The following is a 15,903-nucleotide window of genomic DNA, read 5'->3' as shown; positions in this document are numbered from 1 at the left end:
CTCAGGGGCTCAACGCCCGCGCCAATGCAGAGAAGCCTGGCCCGGCAAGCACGATCAGCAGGGCCGGGAACAGGAATACCATCATTACCGCCGACATTTTTGCCGACATCATCGACACCCGTTCTTGCAGGCGGGTCAGGCGGCGGTCATCGAGCAAGGCTTTCAGGGCCAGCAACGACTTCATTGCGCCGCTGCCCTGGGCCAGCAACTGGCGCAGGATCACGCAGGTGTCGGTGAATTCGTCCACCGCCAGTACCTGTGCGGCCTTGTCCAGCTCCGGGCCCAGCCCCAGCCCCGAATCCACCCGCTGCAGTACCTGGCGCAGTTCTTCGCTGATGTTCGGGATCAGCGTTCGCCCTTCCTGGCTCAGCAGGCGCAGTGCCTGCTCGACCGTCAGCCCGGTTTCGAACAGGATTCGCAGCATGGGGATCATCAGGCCAACCTCTGCGGCAATGCGCTGCTGGCGCCGGGCGGCAGCCAGGGCCAGCAGGCGCTTGGGCAGCAGGTAAGCGGCGCCCAGGGCACACAATGGCCAGACCACCCAATGGGCGGCGGCAGCGCCTTTGAAGCCTTGCTGCAATAGCAGCGTCAGTACCACCGCCAGCAGTGGCAGGCCCAGTTGCACGGCGGCGAACAGCGCGCGCTGGCGGCTGCGACGCCAGCCGATGCGCTCGAGCAGGGCCTGGCTTTCACCGTCGAACTTCTGCAGCCGCTGCCCCCAGGGGCTTCTGCCCAGCCAGTGCAGCCAGCCCTCCAGGCGCTCGGCACGGGCCAGGCGCCCCTGTAGCCTTCGCGCCACCAGCACCCGGGCCCGCCATTGGCGAATGGCCTGCTGGGCAAACAGGCCGGCGGCGATCAGCAGGCACAGGGCGCAGATCAGCATGGCCATGTTCACAAGCTCCTCATCATGCGCCACAACACCAGGCAGCCGAGTACCTGCAAGGCGAAGGCCAGCAACAGCATCAGTTGGCCGCTGCTGTCACGCCACATGGCCAGCAGGTAGTGGGGGTTGGCCAGCAGGAAGTAACCGACCATCGCCAGTGGCAACGCCCCGAGAATGATGGCCGTGATGCGCGTTTCGCCGGTCATGGCCTTGAGCTGGCGTGCCCCTTGCTCGCGCTCGCGGATCAGCTTGATGAGGTTCTCCATCAGTTCGCTGGCGTTGCCGCCATGGCGCTGGTTGATGCGCAAGCCCAGGGCGAACAGCCGCAATTCGTCTTGCTGGTGCAACTCGGCCAGTTCGGTCATAGCGTCCTCCAGCGGCACGCCCAGTTGCACATTGCGCCGGACCCTCGCCAGCGTAGTGCGCAATGGCTCGCGGCTGCTGTCGATAGCGCCCAGTACCGCATCATTGAGCGTGCGCCCGGCCTTGAGGCTGCGCACGCTGTAGTCCAGCAGGCCGGGCAGTTGCTCGACCACGTGCCGCATGTGCCGACGGCTCTGCCAGCTGATGAGCAGGTAGGCAATGGCCGGCAGACCGGTCAGCAGCATCAGTGCAGCGACCCAGCCAAGCGCGACCAGCGCCAACAGCGCCAGCCCCAGCCAGGCCAGCAGCCAGCGCTGGGGGTGCAGCTCGACAGTCGTCAAGCCGGCACGTTGCAGCAGCGGGTCGAGCCAGCTGCGCCGTGCCGTACCATTGCGCACAATGCTGAACGCGCGCCCGAGGCGTTGCAAGATGCGCTCTTCGTGCCGCTTGTACAGGCCGCGGCGCAACAGCAGCAGGGCCAGGCCCAGCAACAGCGGGCACAGCGCCAGCAGCAGCGGGCCGGTCACAGCAGGCCCTCTGCCTTGAGCTTGCTGCCGGCCGGGTGGAGCGCCTCGCGCAGGAAGCTGTCACCGCCCCGGCGGTCCAGGCGGAACAAGGTGTTGGTGACATACACCTCATCGCGCACGCCAACCACCTCCAGCACTTCGCTGACGCAGCGTCGGCCATCGGGCAGGCGGGTCAGCTGGATCACCACGTCCAGCGCTGCACAGACCATTTGCCGCAAGGTCTTTTCGGCAACTTGCCGGCCACTCAGGCCGACCAGTGTCTCCAGGCGCAAGAGTGCGTCCGCTGCGCTGTTGGCGTGAACGGTACTCATCGAGCCATCATGGCCCGTGTTCATCGCGGTCAGCACATCGAGCACTTCGCTGCCGCGGATTTCGCCGAGGATAATGCGGTCCGGGCGCATGCGCAGGGCGTTGCGGATCAGCTCGCTGGCCTTGATCTCACCGTGCCCTTCGGCATTGGGCGGGCGGGTTTCCAGGCGCACCACGTGGGGGTGGTGCAGTTGCAGTTCGGCAACGTCTTCGATGGTGACCAGGCGCTCGCGAGGGGCGATCATCTGGCTGAGGATGTTCAGCAGGGTGGTCTTGCCGGTGCCGGTGCCGCCGCTGACCAGAATGTTGCAGCGCTTGCCCACGGCGCGTTCAAAAAAGTCGAAGATAGGCTGGTCGATAGCGCGGGTGGCCAGCAGGTCGGCACTCTTGAGCATGTCCTGGCGGAATTTGCGGATCGACAGGCACGGGCCGTCCAGCGCCACGGGCGGAATGATCGCATTGACCCGGCTGCCGTCGGGCATGCGGGCGTCGACCATGGGCGAGGACTCGTCCAGGCGTCGCCCGAGCGGGGCGAGGATGCGTTGCATCACCCGCTCTACATGGTGGGCGTCGATGAACCGCAGGTCGGTCTGCTGCAACAGGCCGGCCCGCTCGACGAACACCCGATGGGGGCCATTGACCAGAATTTCGGTGACGCTGGGGTCACGCAGCAATACTTCCAGCGGGCCGAAGCCGGTCAACTCGTCCACCAGCTCTTCGGCCAGCCGCTCCATTTCATACCGCGACAGCGCCAGGCGCAGGCGCGCAACGTAGTCACCAACCTGCTCCAGCACGAACTGGGTCAGCGCCGGCCGTGCGCCCTCCAGCAGGTTGCGGCCGCTGTCCTCGATGGCATCGATGGCAAAGCGGTGCAGTGCGCGCTTGAGCGCGTAGGGGTCGCCCGCGGCCGGTTGCGGGCCACCAAACGGTTGATCGTTGTTCATTTGCTGCCCCAAAGCCGGCGCAGCCAGGTGACGGCCGGCGGTGCGAGGTTTTCCGAGCGCCGGGCCAGGCGTTCGCCCAGGCTGCGCAAGGCTTGCGTAAGCGGCTCACGGGGGGCCAGTTCGAACAGGCTCAGGCCCTGGTTTTTCACGTTCAGGCGCACTTCAGGGCTGTAGGGCAGGGCCCTGAGCAAAGGCAGCGCGTAGCGCTTGGCCAAGGTGTCGGCGTCGGGGGCCACGTTGCTCAGGTAGCGGTCCACCAACAGGCTGGCGTGTTCCAGCTTGATGCCATGATCACGCCACAGGTCGAGCACCTCCAGGTTGCGCCGGCACTCGAGAATGTTCTGGTCGGTGTAGATGATCAGTTTGTCGCAGTGGCTGACCAACGTGCGCAGGGCTTCGCTGTCGGCATGCCCGGCGAGGTTGACGACGATGTGCTGGAAGTGCTGGCGCAGGGCGCTGAGCAGCATGTACAACTCGGCAGCGCTGGTGTGTTGCAGTGGCTCATCGGTTTCGGCATAGGTCAGCAGGCGCAGGCCCGTGTTGTCGCGGGTGAATGCGCTGTCGATCAGTGTGGTGTCGAGGCGGCGCAGGTGGCGCAGGGCGTCACCGAAGTAGAACGATGCCTCCAGGCCCAGCAGTGCCAGGCTGTCGCCACGCGGCAGGCCCAGGTCCAGCAGCAGGGTTTGCTGGCCGCTCTGCTGCACCACACGGGCAAGGTGGGTAGTGAGCAATGCGCCGTCGGCACCGCTTTGCACCCCGAACAGCACCGTCAGCCCGCCCAGGCTGGGGTTGCTGGCCACCGCCGGCATGCGTTTGCCCAGGCGCCGCACCAGCCCGGCCACTTCGCTGGCGCGCGAGCCATAGGCGACGAAGTCGCGGGCGCCAGCGCGCATGGCATGCAGCACCAGCTGGTTATCCAGGCCATCGCCGAGGGCGACGATCGCCAGCATTGGCTTGGCCTCCAGCACGCCCTCGATCAAGGCGCACTGGTTGATCAGTTGCTCGCGGTCCAGGCCGATGAACATCAGGTTGCTGAAGGTGGCATTGACCAGGGCCAGCAGCTCGTCGAGGCTGCCACCGTTGGCGCCGATCACCTGGCCTTGCGGTGCCAAGGCGCCCTGCAGCCAGTGCAGGTCCTCTTCGGTGCGGGTGATGGCGAGGAAGGTCGGGTTCAGGCTCTCGTTCATTGCGACAGCCCGCCCTTGCCATCGAAGTTTCCGTTCTCCAGGAAGAACAGGCGGCCCCAGCTGGGGTCGTAGTTGCGCAGGTGCTCGCCCGGCAAGGGCGGCAGCTTTGCATTGACCGCCAAGGGTTGCACCAGGTGCGGGGTGACGATCATCAGCAGTTCGGTTTCGTCGCGTGTGAGGTTGGACTGTCGGAACAAAGCTCCGAGTATGGGAAGATTGCCCAGGCCAGGCAGTTTATTCACCTTGGATAGCGTGCTTTTGCTGACCAAACCGCTGATGATGAAGCTTTCTCCATCCGCCAAGGCGATACTGGTATCGGTCCGTCTGACTGTTAACGCTGGTACTTCAGTGCCTGCAATCGTCACTGCGTTTGTGTAATCCAGCTCGCTGACTTCGGGAGCAACCTTGAGGGTAATTCGGCCTTCATTGACAATGGTCGGAGTCAGCGCAAGGCGTATACCAAATTCTTTGTATTCAATGGATACGTTGTCGCTGCCTGCACTGGGCACTGGGATCGGAATTTCACCGCCCGCTAGGAAACTTGCGGTTTGGCCGCTTAGGACGGTGAGGCTCGGGCGTGCGAGGGTATATGCAAAGCCACTGGTTTCCAGTGCGTTGATCATGGCCAAGAAGCGGCTGCTGCCGCCACCCCACACGAAGTTGAAAACGTTTTCCCCAAGGGGGATCTGAGGCGCGGCAACCGGTACTGATCCGGGAGACACGGTCGAATTGGGCACCGTACCAGGCGAGCCAATCAGGCTATTGTTCGACCCCTTGAAAAACAGCCGTGCCCCTGCCTCCTTGTATTTGCTGCGGCGCACTTCGACAAACCGGATATCGGCTTGCACCTGGCTGGGCAGTTGCGTGTCCTGCGACGGCAGGAAGCTGTCCTGGGCCATATCGGCGCTGGCCCGCCCGCGGACGAACACCATCGCCTTGTGCGGTGACGGCGTGCAGGCTGTCCACACCATCAGGCTGGTATTGCCCTGGCCCACCGCGGTAATCACCACCCCGCGCTCACCGCTGGCCTGGACATCGGCTACCTTCGGCTCGCCGACCGCAACCCGCTCGATCGCCACCGGCAAGCGCAGCTCCTGCTGCAGGCCCTGGTCGATCTCGATGATCGCAGGCAGTTGGCCGAACGCTTCGCAGCCTTTGGGTGCCGCCTGCGCCTGGGGCAACAGCGCGGCCAGCAGCCCGGTCCAACATGCTTGTCTGAAGAAGGAACTTCGCATCACTGCATCCTTGCCGGTTCAGGGGTTCTTGGCGTTTGCTTCAGCCGTGGCGCCACGGATGATGTGCATGGCGGGCGCGGCGTGGCTGGGCGCCGGGCTCGCCACACTGGCCACCGGCGCCTGGGCCAGCTGGCTGAAGCGGTAGAGCGCGCGGTTGGCGGCCTCCACCTGAGGTATCGCATCGGCCTCGCTCCAGTAGCGCGCCAGGCGCTGTTCATCGGCGCTGCGCACTGCCAGGCGCAAGGTGCCGGCCTGGGCGGCCAGCATCAAGCGGCTGGCCATGGCTTCGGGCACGGCCACTGCCACCGTGCGGGTGCCCGCGCCGTTGCCCAGCCCGCTCTGGTCGCGGCGGGCCTTTTGCTCCTCGGGGCTCTGCGCCGGGCGGCCATCGTTGGCCAACCCCGTTTGCTCGCCGACGCTCAGCACACGCAGGGCCGGCAGTACCACCTGGGCCGAGGCTTGCGGGTTGTTGGGCTCTTCGCGCAGGAACAGCAGCACGTCAACGTAGTCACCCGGGCGCAGTTGGCCAGCGGCACCGACCACTTCATCCACGCCCAGTGCCACCGCCCGCTCGTGCGCGCGGATCATCCGTGCCAGCGGCCCGCCGGCCTGAAAGCTGGCTTCTTCCAGCCAGGTGCCTGCCGCCAGGGGCCGGGCGCTGCTGCGGCCGATCACCTGGGCGACCTGTTGATAAGCACCGGCGGGGGCGACCTGCAGGCGCTCAACCAGCACATCGTCTTCAGTGAGTGGGGTATTGGCTGGCACGGCCTTGCGCAGCACGACCACCGCCGTGCGCGGCGCTTCCACTGGCGCGCTGGGCGCTGGCGCTGTGGCCACGCTCGGCGGTGCAACGGTAGGCGCGGGGGCGACAGGGACGGCCGGCGGGCGGCTGAGCACCACGCCCCAGTAGCCTGCCAACAGCGCCGCCAGCAAGAAAAACGCGGCCAGGAATAGGGTCAAGCGGCTGCTCATCTCGGCCTCCCTGCACGCGTTGGATGATGGCGAAAAGTCACTATTTCGCTATAGCAAGTTAGCGCAGCCATCGCCATTTGCCATGAGCCCGGGCAGTTTTTTTCAGGGTGCGGAGCAGGTCGCGTGAAAACAAAGAGTTAGCGAGTGGCGGGTGGTTAACCTAGGCGGGCTAATACTTTCTGAATAACCCTTTAATACATTTGCAGTTCGCACCGGGTTGGCAATTCTTTGATGGCAGATGGGTGTCATTTTGATACCACCGCCGCCGGCAGCCATGCCGCAAGGAGCTGAAGCATGAAACTGTTCATTCTGCACTGCATGAATTTCCTGCATCGCAAGGACGGTGCATCCGGTATCGAATACGCCGTCATCGCAACCATGGTTGCAGTGGTGCTGGCGGGTTTCGTTCCAGAAATAGCCAGTGCTGTCAAAGGAACGTTCACCACCATAAAAGATGCGCTTTGATATCTGGAAGGGAGCCAGCGGCATGCAGAACGCTTGCGCGCGTCAGCAGATCCTCCTGGTGGATGACGAGCAGGACGTTCTGCTGGAATTGGCGGAGCTGCTCGAAAACGAAGGCTTCGCCTGCCTGACCGCCACCTCGGTGAAGGCGGCCTTGCACCAGCTGACCTGTCACCCGGACGTAGCCTTGGTGATCACTGATGTGCGCATGCCGGGCGAAAGTGGCATCGGGTTGATCAAGCGCCTGCGCGAGCACACTGCCCGCCTGCATTTGCCGGTGATCGTCATGTCGGCACAAGCCGATCTGGATGACGTCAGCGAACTGGTGCAATTGCAGGTACTGGACTTCTTCCGCAAGCCGATCTACCAGGCCCGTTTGCTGGAAACCCTGGACAACCTGTTCCCCGTATCACGCCTGCGCGTCGTCAATTGAATTGACCCGGGCGGGAACGAAAACGCCCGGCACTTGGCCGGGCGTTTCGGTTGGTGCGATCAGGCGTCGGGGTCACTCAGCTCCAGGGCGCCGCGCTTGCTGCGCAGCTTGCCGTAGAAGTGCTCCAGCGCGTGGTTCAGCTTGGTGGCGGCACCATCCACTGCCTGGTCCAGCGAAGCGGCAGTGTGGGTCACGGAAATCGGTTGGTGGCCTTTGGGGCGAGCCTCCATCTGGCAGCGTTTGTCATGCGGTCCGGGCTTGGCGCCATTTTCGTCGCGCAGGTGCACCTCGATGCGGGTGAGGTCGTCCTCGTAACGTTCAAGTGAGCTTTCCAGTGTACTGCGGACCCACTGGTCGAGCCGGGCGTTGCCTTCGAAATGGTTGCTGCTGTTGACCTGGATTTGCATGATTCAATCCTTATTCAGCTTGCTCGCATGGAGGCGCGGCCAGGTCCTTGAGACCGTTGGAAATTCTGCGCCTTTTGACTCTAAGGTCAGGCAACCGCCGGATGAATTCAAGCCCTTTCGGAAAATAAATTTCTTGTTGCATATCTGCGCGCACCGGCAGCTTGTCGTTGAAGCTTTGCTTATGAGAATTGAAATCATTAGTATTGCAGCCCCGAACACGCCCGGACCTTCGCCATGACGCGCAAAACCGCCGGCCTTCCGCTCAGCTACCGCCTGGCCGTGGCCTCACGCAGCCTGGCTGCGCTGCTGGGCGGCTATTTGCTGGCGTCTGCGGCCAGCGTCTGCATCGCCGTGGTGGCACCGTTGCCCAAGGTCGACGCCACGCTGATCGGCCTGATGCTCTCGTTCGTTTTCTACCTGCTGGCGTTCATCTGGTGCTTCGCCTGCCGCAGTGCCTGGCGCGCGTGGCTGGGCGTGCTGGCGCCAAGCCTGCTGCTTGGCGTGATCAGTGGTATTGCCTACTGGATGAAAACCGCATGAAAGACGGCTTCCGCCAGGCCATGGCCTGGCTGCATACCTGGACCGGCCTGATCTTCGGCTGGCTGTTGTTCGCCATTTTCCTTACCGGCACGCTGTCGTATTTCAAGGAAGAGATCAGCCAGTGGTCGCAGCCTGAAGTGCGCAGCCATGCACTGGACCCGGCCCATAGCCTAGCCCTGGCACAGCGTTACCTGCAGGACAATGCCGGGCATTCGGGCACCTGGTTCATCCGCTTGCCCAACGCCCGCGAAGCGGGCTTGAGCGTGGGCTATCGCGACCCCAACGGCGGGCCGCGCGGCTTTGTCAGCAAGACCCTCGATACCCAGACCGGGCAACCGGTAGAGGCACGCGACAGCCGCGGCGGCGAGTTCTTCTACCGCTTCCACTTCCAGCTGCAGATGCCGTACCCCTATGGCCGCTGGCTGTCGACCTTCTGCGCCTTCATCATGCTGCTGGGGCTGGTCACCGGCATCATTACCCACAAGAAGCTCTTCAAGGAGTTCTTCACCTTCCGCCCCGGCAAGGGCCAGCGCTCGTGGCTGGATGGGCACAACGCGATCGGCGTGCTGGTGCTGCCGTTCCACCTGATGATCAGCTACAGCAGCCTGGTGCTGTTCATGTACATGGTGATGCCGGCGGGGATCATGGCCAGCTATGGCAACGACACCGGCAAGTACTTCAATGACCTGTTCGGGCGCAACGATGCACCCAAGGCGGCCCAGGTGGCCACGCCGCTGGTCGCGCTGCCCAGCCTGTATGCCAAGGTGCAGGCGCTGCAACCCGAGGCACGCATTGGCAACATCCAGGTGCAGAACCCGGGCGACCGCAATGCCCGTGTCACCTTCACCCAATCGGCGGCCGACCATGTGGCCTACCGGCGTAGCGCCAACTGGACGTTCGATGGCGCCAGCGGCACGCTGCTGAGCCAGGGCAAGCCGGAGAGCGGGGCCATGATGACGTCCTTCAGCTTTGCCGGCCTGCACATGGGCAACTTTGCCGGGCCCTGGCTGCGCTGGTTGTATTTCTGCTTTGGCATTGCCGGTACTGCGGTGATTGGCACAGGGCTGGTGATGTGGCTGGGCAAGCGCCAGCTCAAACATGCCCAGCGCGCGCACATGCCCGGCGAGCTGCGCCTGGTCGAGGTGCTCAATATCGCCAGCATGAGCGGCCTGCTGCTGGCAGTGGCGGGCTTCTTCTGGGCCAACCGGCTGATCCCGGCCGCTGCCGCCGGCCGTGCCGATTGGGAGGTGAATGTCTTCTTCATCGTCTGGGGCCTGTCCCTGGCCCACGCCGTACTGCGCAGTGGGCGCCGGGCCTGGGGCGAGCAGCTGGCGCTGGGCGCATTGGCCTTCGCCTTGCTGCCACTGCTCAATGGGCTGACCACCGACCGTGGCCTGTACCATTCGCTGGCGGCAGGTGACTGGGCCATGGCAGGCCTGGACCTGACCGCGCTGGGTACCGGGCTGTTCCTGGCCTGGCTGGCCGGCAAGATGCTGCGCAGCCCCGCGCCGCTGGCCAAACGCGCGCCGCGGGTGGCAGACAAGCCGCGCGCCGAAGCGGCGCAGGCACGCTGATGCTGGGGAACGCATTGCTCGCCTACGCAGGCTTCGTTGCCTTGTGCCTGGCCATGGACAAACATTTTACCGGCCTGCTCGGGCGCAAGCCGCACCCAGGCCAACTGCGCCTGTTGCGCGTGGCGGGCTGGTCGTTGCTGGTGCTGTCGCTGGCGTTCAGTGTGCACCTGCGTGGCTGGGCCCATGGCCTGGTGGAGTGGGCGGCGGTGATGATGGCGGCGGTCACCGTGTGGGTCTTCGCCCTGCCGTACCAGCCGCGGCTGTTGCTGGGCCTGGCTGCCGGCAGTGTGCTGCTGGGCCCGGTGCTCGCCCTTTTTGCGGTGTGACAGCATGAGCGAGCAGGGCGATACCCTCGGGCCGGATGCCGACAGCGCAGGCGGGCGTGCGCGTTTTGTCCAGGTGTTCCAGGCCCAGCGTGCACGCATGGAGGCACTGGTCAGCCGGCGCGTGGGTTGCCGCGCCACGGCGTCGGACCTGGTCCAGGAGTTGTTCCTGCGCTTCTGGCGTCGCCCCGAGGTGAAAGTCGAGGCGCTGGATACTTACCTGCTGCGCTGTGCCGGCAACCTGGCCATCGACCACCTGCGCAGTGAGGGCAGCCGCGAACGCATTGCCGAAGCCGCGCTGGCGGTGGATGAGGCGAGCATGGCGCATGCGCCGGAGCAGGCCGTGGAAGTGGACCATGACCTGCAGCGTATCGAGGCTGCCCTGCGCGCCTTGCCCGAGCGCACCCGGCAGATCTTCCTGCTCAACCGCATTCACGGCTGCAAGTACGGCGAGATCGCCAAGGCCATGCAGCTGTCCCAGAGCGCGGTGGAAAAGCATATGATGCGCGCCCTGGAAGCGTGCAAGGCGAGTGTTGCCGAGCCCGCGTCCACCCCGCGCCGGCCTGGGAGAGCCTGCCGATGAGTTCTATACCGCCGATTACCGAGGCGCAGGCGCAGGCCGCGTTGCGCTGGCTCAGCCGCATCAGCGAGCAACCTGCAGTGGCCCAGGGGGCCTCGTTCAAGCGCTGGCTGCTGGCCGAGCCCAGGCACCGCGCCGCGTACGAACAGGCCCAGGCGCTGTGGCGCAACAGTGGTGTGGCGGCGTCGCGGCTGGCTGCCGAAGAGCATGCCAGCCTGCAGCCCTACCTGGCCGCCATGGCTCGCCCGGCTGCCAGGCGCCCCGGCCGCGCGCGCCTGACGGCAATCGGGCTGGCGGCCTGCCTGGTGCTGGCCATTGGGGGCGCCGGGGGCTGGCACCCAGGCTACTGGCTGCAGGACCTGCAGGCCGACTACAGCAGTACCGGGCAGATTCGCCAGGTTACCCTGCAGGACAACTCGCAGGTGACCCTGGATGCGGGCAGTGCAATTGAGGTCGATTTTGCCCATGGCCAGCGTCGCGTGCGCCTGCTGCATGGCGCGGCGTTCTTCCAGGTCACGCATACCGGCGAGCCCTTCCTGGTCGAAGCCAACGGCGGTGAAGTGCGGGTACTCGGTACCCAGTTCGAGGTGCGTGAGCAGGGGGACGGCACGCAGGTCACGGTGCGCAGCGGGCGGGTGGCGGTGAGCCCGGCCGCGGGGGCCGCGGCCAGGGAGCTGACGGCCAACCAGCAGGTGAGCTACGGCGCCGGCCGGGCCGGCGCAACCCTGGCGGTGGACAGCGACAACCGCCTGGCCTGGCGCCAGGGCTGGCTGAATTACTACCAGGTGCCGTTGGCGCAGGTGATCGAAGACCTGGGGCGCTACTACCCAGGGCGGATCCTGTTGCTGGATGAGGAACTCGGGCAGCGTAAGGTCAGTGGCAGCTTCCCCTTGGCCGAGCCGCTGCTGGCACTGGATTCGATGGGCAAGGTGATGGGCTTTTCACGGCAGACCGTGCTGGGCCGTTTGACGCTGATCCGCTAGCCCCTGTACCGGCCGCCGTTGGCGCCTGCCGTGGAAGCGGGTTTGCCCGCGAACCGGCAGCACCGGGAAAATATTTTCAAAAGCGCATGAGGTAACCGACCGTGGCATCCGTGTAATGAGTGGAAGTGCGATTCATTCGTACTCATATTCATCTCACAGGTCAGCGTCCATGAAGTTCTCCCCGCGTTGCGTCCCCCTCTGGTTCGGCCTTGCCATGCTCCCGACCGTTGCCGTGGCTCTCCAGGCCAGCGCTGCCGAGCAACAGCAGGCCTACGCCTTCGCCCAGCCGGCGCAACCGCTGGCCCAGGCCCTCAGCGCCTTCAGCCGGACCACGGGCCAAAGCGTGGTCTACACCGTAGCGTTGCCCGGGGTGCAGGCGCCGGCGCTGACCGGCACCTACAGTGCCGAACAGGCGCTGCAACAGCTGCTGGCAAGCAGCGGGCTGACCTGGCGGCGCCTGGACGCGCGGACCCTTACCCTGGACGCGCTGGATACTACCGGTGCCCTCAACCTGCAGGCCACCACGGTGACCTCGCTACGGGACGACTACAGCTACCAACCCCCAGCCACGGCGTCGATCATGCGTGGCCAGGGCGCCAACCAGGACATTCCCCAGGCGATCAACGTGGTCCCGGCGCAGGTCATCCGTGACCAGGCGCCGCGCAACCTTGACGATGCCCTGGCCAACGTCAGCGGCATTACCCAGGGCAACAACTTCGGCGGCACCTCCGACACGGTGATGAAGCGCGGCTTCGGCGACAACCGCGACGGCTCGATCATGCGCGATGGCATGCCCATCGTGCAGGGCCGCAGCCTCAATGCCAGCACCGAACGGGTCGAAGTGCTGAAGGGGCCGGCCTCGCTGCTGTACGGTATCCAGGACCCGGGCGGGGTCATCAACGTGGTCAGCAAGCGCCCCCAACTCGAGCAGTACAATGCCCTGAACCTGCGGGGTTCCACCTACGGCAGCGGCAAGAACGGCAGCGGCGGAGGCTTCGACAGCACCGGCGCGCTGGGCGACAGCAACTTTGCCTACCGCATGATCGTCGACCACGAAGACGAAGATTACTGGCGCAACTTCGGGGTGCATCGTGAATCGCTGGTCGCGCCGTCGCTGGCCTGGCTGGGCGAAGACACCCAGGTGGTGCTGGCCTACGAGCACCGCGAGTTTCTCTCGCCGTTCGATCGGGGCACGGCCTTTGGCAGCAATGGCCACCCGCTGGACATTCCCGCCACCCGGCGCCTGGACGAGCCCTTCAACGACATGGAAGGGCGCTCGGACCTGTACCGTCTGGAGGTCGACCACCAGTTGGCCGATGACTGGAAGCTGCACGTTGGCTACAGCTTCAACCGTGAGACCTACGACGCCAGCCAGGTTCGCGTCACGGGGGTGAACCAAGCCAATGGCACCCTGGCCCGCAGTATCGATGGCACCCACGGCGCCATGAGCCGTGACCAGTTCGCAACCCTGAGCCTGACCGGCACCGTGCAAGTGGCCGGCATGCAGCATGACTTGCTGCTGGGCGCCGACCATGAAGACCGCAAGGTCTACCGCGCTGACCTGATCCGGCAAGCCGCGCGGTCCAGCTTCAGCTACGTGAACCCGGTGTACGGGCGGGAAGTGGAAGGCACCACCGTGCGTGCCAGCGACAGTGACCAGACCGACAAGCTGCGCACCGACGCGCTGTTCCTGCAGGACGCGCTGCACCTGGACGATCACTGGATCCTGGTGGCCGGTGCACGCTTCCAGCAGTACGACCAGTACGCCGGCCGCGGTCGCCCGTTCACGGCCAACACCGATACCAACGGCCAGACCTGGGTGCCGCATGCCGGTATCGTCTACAAGGTCGATGAGCAACTGTCGTTCTATGGCAGCTACAGCGAATCGTTCAAGCCCAACTCCAGCATCGCGCCGCTCACCGGGGGGGTGGTACTGGACTCGTCGGTGGCGCCGGAAGAGGGCAAGTCGTGGGAGCTGGGCGCCAAGCTCGACATGCCGGGCAGCCTGACCGGTACCTTGGCGCTGTTCGACATCACCAAGCGCAACGTGCTGGTGGCCAATTTCGACACGCGCACCGGCGATACGCTTTACAGCAATGCGGGTGAAGTCAATTCACGCGGGGTCGAGCTGGACCTGACCGGCCAGCTCAGCGAGCGCTGGAGCCTGATCGGCAGCTATGCCTTCACCGATGCCAAGGTCACCAAGGACCCCGACCTCAAGGGCAACCGCCTGCAGAACGTGGCCAAGCACAGCGGCTCGCTGTCGGCGGTGTACGACTACGGCAGCCTGTTCGGCGGCGACCGCCTGCGCTTTGGTGCCGGGGCACGGTATGTGGGTGAGCGCAGCGGCAACGCGACCAACACCTTCGACTTGCCGTCCTACACCGTGGCTGACGCATTTGCGACCTACGAGACCAAGCTCGATGAGCACAAGGTGTTGTTGCAGCTGAACGTGAAGAACCTGTTCGACAAGGTGTACTACAGCTCGGCGGTGAACCAGTACTTTGTGGCGATTGGGGATGCGCGGCAGGTGAGCCTGTCCAGTACCTTTGAGTTTTAGGGAGCAGAGGCCGCTTCGCGGCCCATCGCAGGCAAGCCAGCTCCTACAGGTACTGCATGGAGGCCGGGCCTGATGCAATCCCTGTGGGAGATTCTATGGTTCCTGGCAAGGGTAGCCGGAGCATCTTCAGCGCCTGTGAGATCGAGCGCCGCCCGCGCGGCGCAATCGCGAGCTGCGCTCGCTCTAACAGGCGCTGCCATACCTTGTGGCAAACACCTGTCAGCCCTAAGGCGATCCCTGTGGGGCTTGCCTGCGATGGGCTGCAAAGCAGCCCCGATGTCACAGGTTGAAGGCCAGGCGGTACTCGCCCGGTGTGGCGCCAACGGCCTGGCGGAACCGATTGCTGAAATGGCTGGCACTGGCAAACCCTTGTCGCAGTGATGGCCGGGAATGTGCTGGTGTTTCGCAAGCCCAGGGCACGGGTAGCTGAGGGGGTTGTGGAGGCCAGATGAGTCATGGCCCTATCAGCGACCAGCTACCGAAACTGTGGGCGCTGGCTTGCCGACGATAGGGCCGGTACAGGAATAACCGGGGGGATCAGCCCTTCCACACCTGCGGGTTCACCAGGTCCCGCGGCCGCTCACCCAGCAGCGCCGCACGCAGGTTGTCCAGCGCCCGGTTGGCCATGGCTTCGCGGGTTTCGGCGGTGGCCGAGCCTATGTGCGGCAAGGTCAGGGCATTGGGCAGCTTGAACAGCGGCGAATCGCTCAGTGGCTCTTTCTCGTAGACATCAAGGCCTGCGCCGCGCAGGGTGCCGTTCTGCAGCGCTTCGATCAGTGCGGCTTCATCGACCACCGGCCCGCGTGCAATGTTGATCAGGAACGCGCTTGGCTTCATCAGCTTCAGCTCGCGGCTGCCGATCAGTTTGCGGGTCGCGTCCGACAGGGGCACCACGATGACCACGAAATCGGCTTCGGCCAGCAACTGCTCCAGGCTGCGGAACTGCGCGCCCAGCTCCTGCTCCAGCGCGTTCTTGCGGCTGTTGCCGCTGTACAGGATCGGCATGTTGAAGCCGAAGCGGCCACGGCGGGCCACGGCTGCGCCGATGTTGCCCAGGCCGACGATGCCCAAGGTCTTGCCATGCACATCACTGCCGAAGTGCGCCGGGCCCACGGTTGCCTGCCAGTTGCCGGCCTTGGTCCAGGCGTCGAGTTCGGCGGTACGCCGTGCGCAGCCCATGATCAGCGAAAAGCCCAGGTCGGCAGTGCTTTCGGTGAGCACGTCCGGGGTGTTGGTGAGGGCGATGCCGCGTTCGTTGAAGTAGTCCAGGTCATAGTTGTCGTAACCGACCGACACGCTGGACACCACCTCGAGCTTGGCCGCACCTTCCAGCTGCGCCCGGCCAAGCTTGCGCCCGACCCCGATCAGGCCGTGGGCTTCGGGCAGGGCTTCGTTGAACTGGGCGGCGATGTCGCCCAACTTGGGGTTGGGCTGGATCAGGTTGAAATCTTGCTGCAGGCGCTCGGCCATGGCCGGGGTGATTCGGCTGAAAGCCAGGACGGTCTTTTTCATCGGGCTGCTTCCAAGGGGAAAGCTACAAGCTACAAGTTGCAAGCTACAAGCTACAAGAAAAAGCAGCACGTGAACGGATCTGCTTTTTCTTGCTACTTGCTACTTGCTA

Annotated in this window: 16 protein-coding genes and 2 pseudogenes; 9 read left to right on the top strand and 9 right to left on the bottom strand. The window is 64.9% G+C overall.

The window, feature by feature from the left end; genetic code table 11:
• Position 1: 1 nt before the first annotated feature.
• From B3361_RS07510 to cpaB, 6 genes are read right to left on the bottom strand one after another with little or no spacing between them, the layout of a single operon-like run.
• Positions 2 to 889, bottom strand: a complete 888-nt coding sequence (locus B3361_RS07510) for a type II secretion system F family protein (RefSeq protein ID WP_054905418.1) — start codon at positions 887 to 889, stop codon at positions 2 to 4.
• A gap of 2 nt (positions 890 to 891) precedes the next feature.
• Complete coding sequence (locus tag B3361_RS07505) at positions 892 to 1,773, bottom strand: type II secretion system F family protein (protein WP_009685015.1); 882 nt, start codon at positions 1,771 to 1,773, stop codon at positions 892 to 894.
• Positions 1,770 to 3,026 (bottom strand): CpaF family protein, encoded by a 1,257-nt coding sequence (locus tag B3361_RS07500; RefSeq protein WP_029885794.1) that lies wholly within the window; start codon positions 3,024 to 3,026, stop codon positions 1,770 to 1,772. The genes B3361_RS07505 and B3361_RS07500 overlap by 4 nt, the downstream gene beginning before the upstream one ends.
• Positions 3,023 to 4,213 carry a pilus assembly protein gene (locus tag B3361_RS07495; protein WP_054905416.1) on the bottom strand — a complete coding sequence of 397 codons (1,191 nt, stop codon included), beginning with the start codon at positions 4,211 to 4,213 and terminating at the stop codon, positions 3,023 to 3,025. The genes B3361_RS07500 and B3361_RS07495 overlap by 4 nt, the downstream gene beginning before the upstream one ends.
• Positions 4,210 to 5,448 (bottom strand): type II and III secretion system protein family protein, encoded by a 1,239-nt coding sequence (locus tag B3361_RS07490; RefSeq protein ID WP_054905415.1) that lies wholly within the window; start codon positions 5,446 to 5,448, stop codon positions 4,210 to 4,212. Before B3361_RS07490 ends, B3361_RS07495 begins: the two co-directional genes overlap by 4 nt.
• 18 nt (positions 5,449 to 5,466) lie before the next feature.
• Positions 5,467 to 6,420, bottom strand: a complete 954-nt coding sequence (gene cpaB / locus B3361_RS07485) for a Flp pilus assembly protein CpaB (RefSeq protein WP_054905414.1) — start codon at positions 6,418 to 6,420, stop codon at positions 5,467 to 5,469.
• A 294-nt stretch (positions 6,421 to 6,714) separates the two neighbouring features.
• Here cpaB and B3361_RS07480 point away from each other — a divergent pair, with 294 nt between their 5' ends.
• Together B3361_RS07480 and B3361_RS07475 are read left to right on the top strand one after the other, a co-directional pair.
• Entirely contained in the window at positions 6,715 to 6,885 is a 171-nt protein-coding gene (locus B3361_RS07480; protein ID WP_054905413.1) for a Flp family type IVb pilin, read from the top strand.
• 22 nt (positions 6,886 to 6,907) lie between these two features.
• Entirely contained in the window at positions 6,908 to 7,315 is a 408-nt protein-coding gene (locus B3361_RS07475) for a response regulator (RefSeq protein ID WP_054905432.1), read from the top strand.
• A gap of 59 nt (positions 7,316 to 7,374) precedes the next feature.
• On the opposite strand, the gene B3361_RS07470 is transcribed toward B3361_RS07475, so the two are convergent.
• Positions 7,375 to 7,722 carry an HPF/RaiA family ribosome-associated protein gene (locus tag B3361_RS07470; RefSeq protein ID WP_009685023.1) on the bottom strand — a complete coding sequence of 116 codons (348 nt, stop codon included), beginning with the start codon at positions 7,720 to 7,722 and terminating at the stop codon, positions 7,375 to 7,377.
• Positions 7,723 to 7,956: 234 nt separating this feature from the next.
• Here B3361_RS07470 and B3361_RS07465 point away from each other — a divergent pair, with 234 nt between their 5' ends.
• The 6 genes from B3361_RS07465 (at position 7,957) to B3361_RS07440 (ending at position 14,282) form a co-directional block, all read left to right on the top strand.
• Complete coding sequence (locus B3361_RS07465) at positions 7,957 to 8,262, top strand: DUF3649 domain-containing protein (RefSeq protein WP_054905411.1); 306 nt, start codon at positions 7,957 to 7,959, stop codon at positions 8,260 to 8,262.
• Positions 8,259 to 9,836, top strand: a complete 1,578-nt coding sequence (locus B3361_RS07460) for a PepSY-associated TM helix domain-containing protein (RefSeq protein WP_054905410.1) — start codon at positions 8,259 to 8,261, stop codon at positions 9,834 to 9,836. Before B3361_RS07465 ends, B3361_RS07460 begins: the two co-directional genes overlap by 4 nt.
• The gene (locus tag B3361_RS07455; protein ID WP_054905409.1) at positions 9,836 to 10,162 is read left to right on the top strand and encodes a DUF3325 domain-containing protein; all 327 of its coding nucleotides are present in this window, start codon (positions 9,836 to 9,838) and stop codon (positions 10,160 to 10,162) included. Before B3361_RS07460 ends, B3361_RS07455 begins: the two co-directional genes overlap by 1 nt.
• A gap of 4 nt (positions 10,163 to 10,166) precedes the next feature.
• A complete protein-coding gene (locus tag B3361_RS07450; protein ID WP_047150120.1) occupies positions 10,167 to 10,742 on the top strand; it encodes an RNA polymerase sigma factor in 576 nt (191 codons plus the stop codon).
• Positions 10,739 to 11,722 (top strand): FecR family protein, encoded by a 984-nt coding sequence (locus tag B3361_RS07445; RefSeq protein WP_054905408.1) that lies wholly within the window; start codon positions 10,739 to 10,741, stop codon positions 11,720 to 11,722. Before B3361_RS07450 ends, B3361_RS07445 begins: the two co-directional genes overlap by 4 nt.
• Positions 11,723 to 11,891: 169 nt before the next feature.
• Positions 11,892 to 14,282, top strand: a complete 2,391-nt coding sequence (locus B3361_RS07440) for a TonB-dependent siderophore receptor (RefSeq protein WP_054905407.1) — start codon at positions 11,892 to 11,894, stop codon at positions 14,280 to 14,282.
• A gap of 279 nt (positions 14,283 to 14,561) precedes the next feature.
• Here B3361_RS07440 and B3361_RS07435 read toward each other — a convergent pair.
• Positions 14,562 to 14,663: pseudogene (locus tag B3361_RS07435) on the bottom strand (AraC family transcriptional regulator); the annotation flags it as partial.
• Here B3361_RS07435 and B3361_RS24015 point away from each other — a divergent pair.
• Positions 14,633 to 14,734: pseudogene (locus B3361_RS24015) on the top strand (EamA family transporter); the annotation flags it as partial. The pseudogenes B3361_RS07435 and B3361_RS24015 overlap by 31 nt on opposite strands.
• A gap of 85 nt (positions 14,735 to 14,819) precedes the next feature.
• On the opposite strand, the gene B3361_RS07430 reads toward B3361_RS24015, so the two are convergent.
• Positions 14,820 to 15,794: a 2-hydroxyacid dehydrogenase gene (locus B3361_RS07430; RefSeq protein WP_054906231.1), complete on the bottom strand. Its 975-nt coding sequence runs from the start codon at positions 15,792 to 15,794 to the stop codon at positions 14,820 to 14,822.
• Positions 15,795 to 15,903 lie beyond the last annotated feature (109 nt).

The organism is Pseudomonas sp. UBA6699, from assembly GCF_002454615.1.
GTDB classification, from domain to species: domain Bacteria; phylum Pseudomonadota; class Gammaproteobacteria; order Pseudomonadales; family Pseudomonadaceae; genus Aquipseudomonas; species Aquipseudomonas juntendi.
The sequence above is the reverse complement of the archived record's forward strand: the minus strand, read 5'-3'. Positions and strand labels throughout refer to the sequence as shown.

What these genes read in the sequence shown, in the direction of transcription:
- B3361_RS07460 (WP_054905410.1), top strand. Translation starts at nt 8,259, where the DNA reads ATGAAAGACGGCTTCCGCCAGGCCATGGCCTGGCTGCATACCTGGACC.
- B3361_RS07455 (WP_054905409.1), top strand. Translation starts at nt 9,836, where the DNA reads ATGCTGGGGAACGCATTGCTCGCCTACGCAGGCTTCGTTGCCTTGTGC.
- B3361_RS07490 (WP_054905415.1), bottom strand. Translation starts at nt 5,448, where the DNA reads ATGCGAAGTTCCTTCTTCAGACAAGCATGTTGGACCGGGCTGCTGGCC.
- B3361_RS07430 (WP_054906231.1), bottom strand. Translation starts at nt 15,794, where the DNA reads ATGAAAAAGACCGTCCTGGCTTTCAGCCGAATCACCCCGGCCATGGCC.
- B3361_RS07510 (WP_054905418.1), bottom strand. Translation starts at nt 889, where the DNA reads ATGGCCATGCTGATCTGCGCCCTGTGCCTGCTGATCGCCGCCGGCCTG.
- B3361_RS07470 (WP_009685023.1), bottom strand. Translation starts at nt 7,722, where the DNA reads ATGCAAATCCAGGTCAACAGCAGCAACCATTTCGAAGGCAACGCCCGG.
- B3361_RS07480 (WP_054905413.1), top strand. Translation starts at nt 6,715, where the DNA reads ATGAAACTGTTCATTCTGCACTGCATGAATTTCCTGCATCGCAAGGAC.
- B3361_RS07450 (WP_047150120.1), top strand. Translation starts at nt 10,167, where the DNA reads ATGAGCGAGCAGGGCGATACCCTCGGGCCGGATGCCGACAGCGCAGGC.
- B3361_RS07440 (WP_054905407.1), top strand. Translation starts at nt 11,892, where the DNA reads ATGAAGTTCTCCCCGCGTTGCGTCCCCCTCTGGTTCGGCCTTGCCATG.
- cpaB (WP_054905414.1), bottom strand. Translation starts at nt 6,420, where the DNA reads ATGAGCAGCCGCTTGACCCTATTCCTGGCCGCGTTTTTCTTGCTGGCG.
- B3361_RS07445 (WP_054905408.1), top strand. Translation starts at nt 10,739, where the DNA reads ATGAGTTCTATACCGCCGATTACCGAGGCGCAGGCGCAGGCCGCGTTG.
- B3361_RS07500 (WP_029885794.1), bottom strand. Translation starts at nt 3,026, where the DNA reads ATGAACAACGATCAACCGTTTGGTGGCCCGCAACCGGCCGCGGGCGAC.
- B3361_RS07495 (WP_054905416.1), bottom strand. Translation starts at nt 4,213, where the DNA reads ATGAACGAGAGCCTGAACCCGACCTTCCTCGCCATCACCCGCACCGAA.
- B3361_RS07475 (WP_054905432.1), top strand. Translation starts at nt 6,908, where the DNA reads ATGCAGAACGCTTGCGCGCGTCAGCAGATCCTCCTGGTGGATGACGAG.
- B3361_RS07465 (WP_054905411.1), top strand. Translation starts at nt 7,957, where the DNA reads ATGACGCGCAAAACCGCCGGCCTTCCGCTCAGCTACCGCCTGGCCGTG.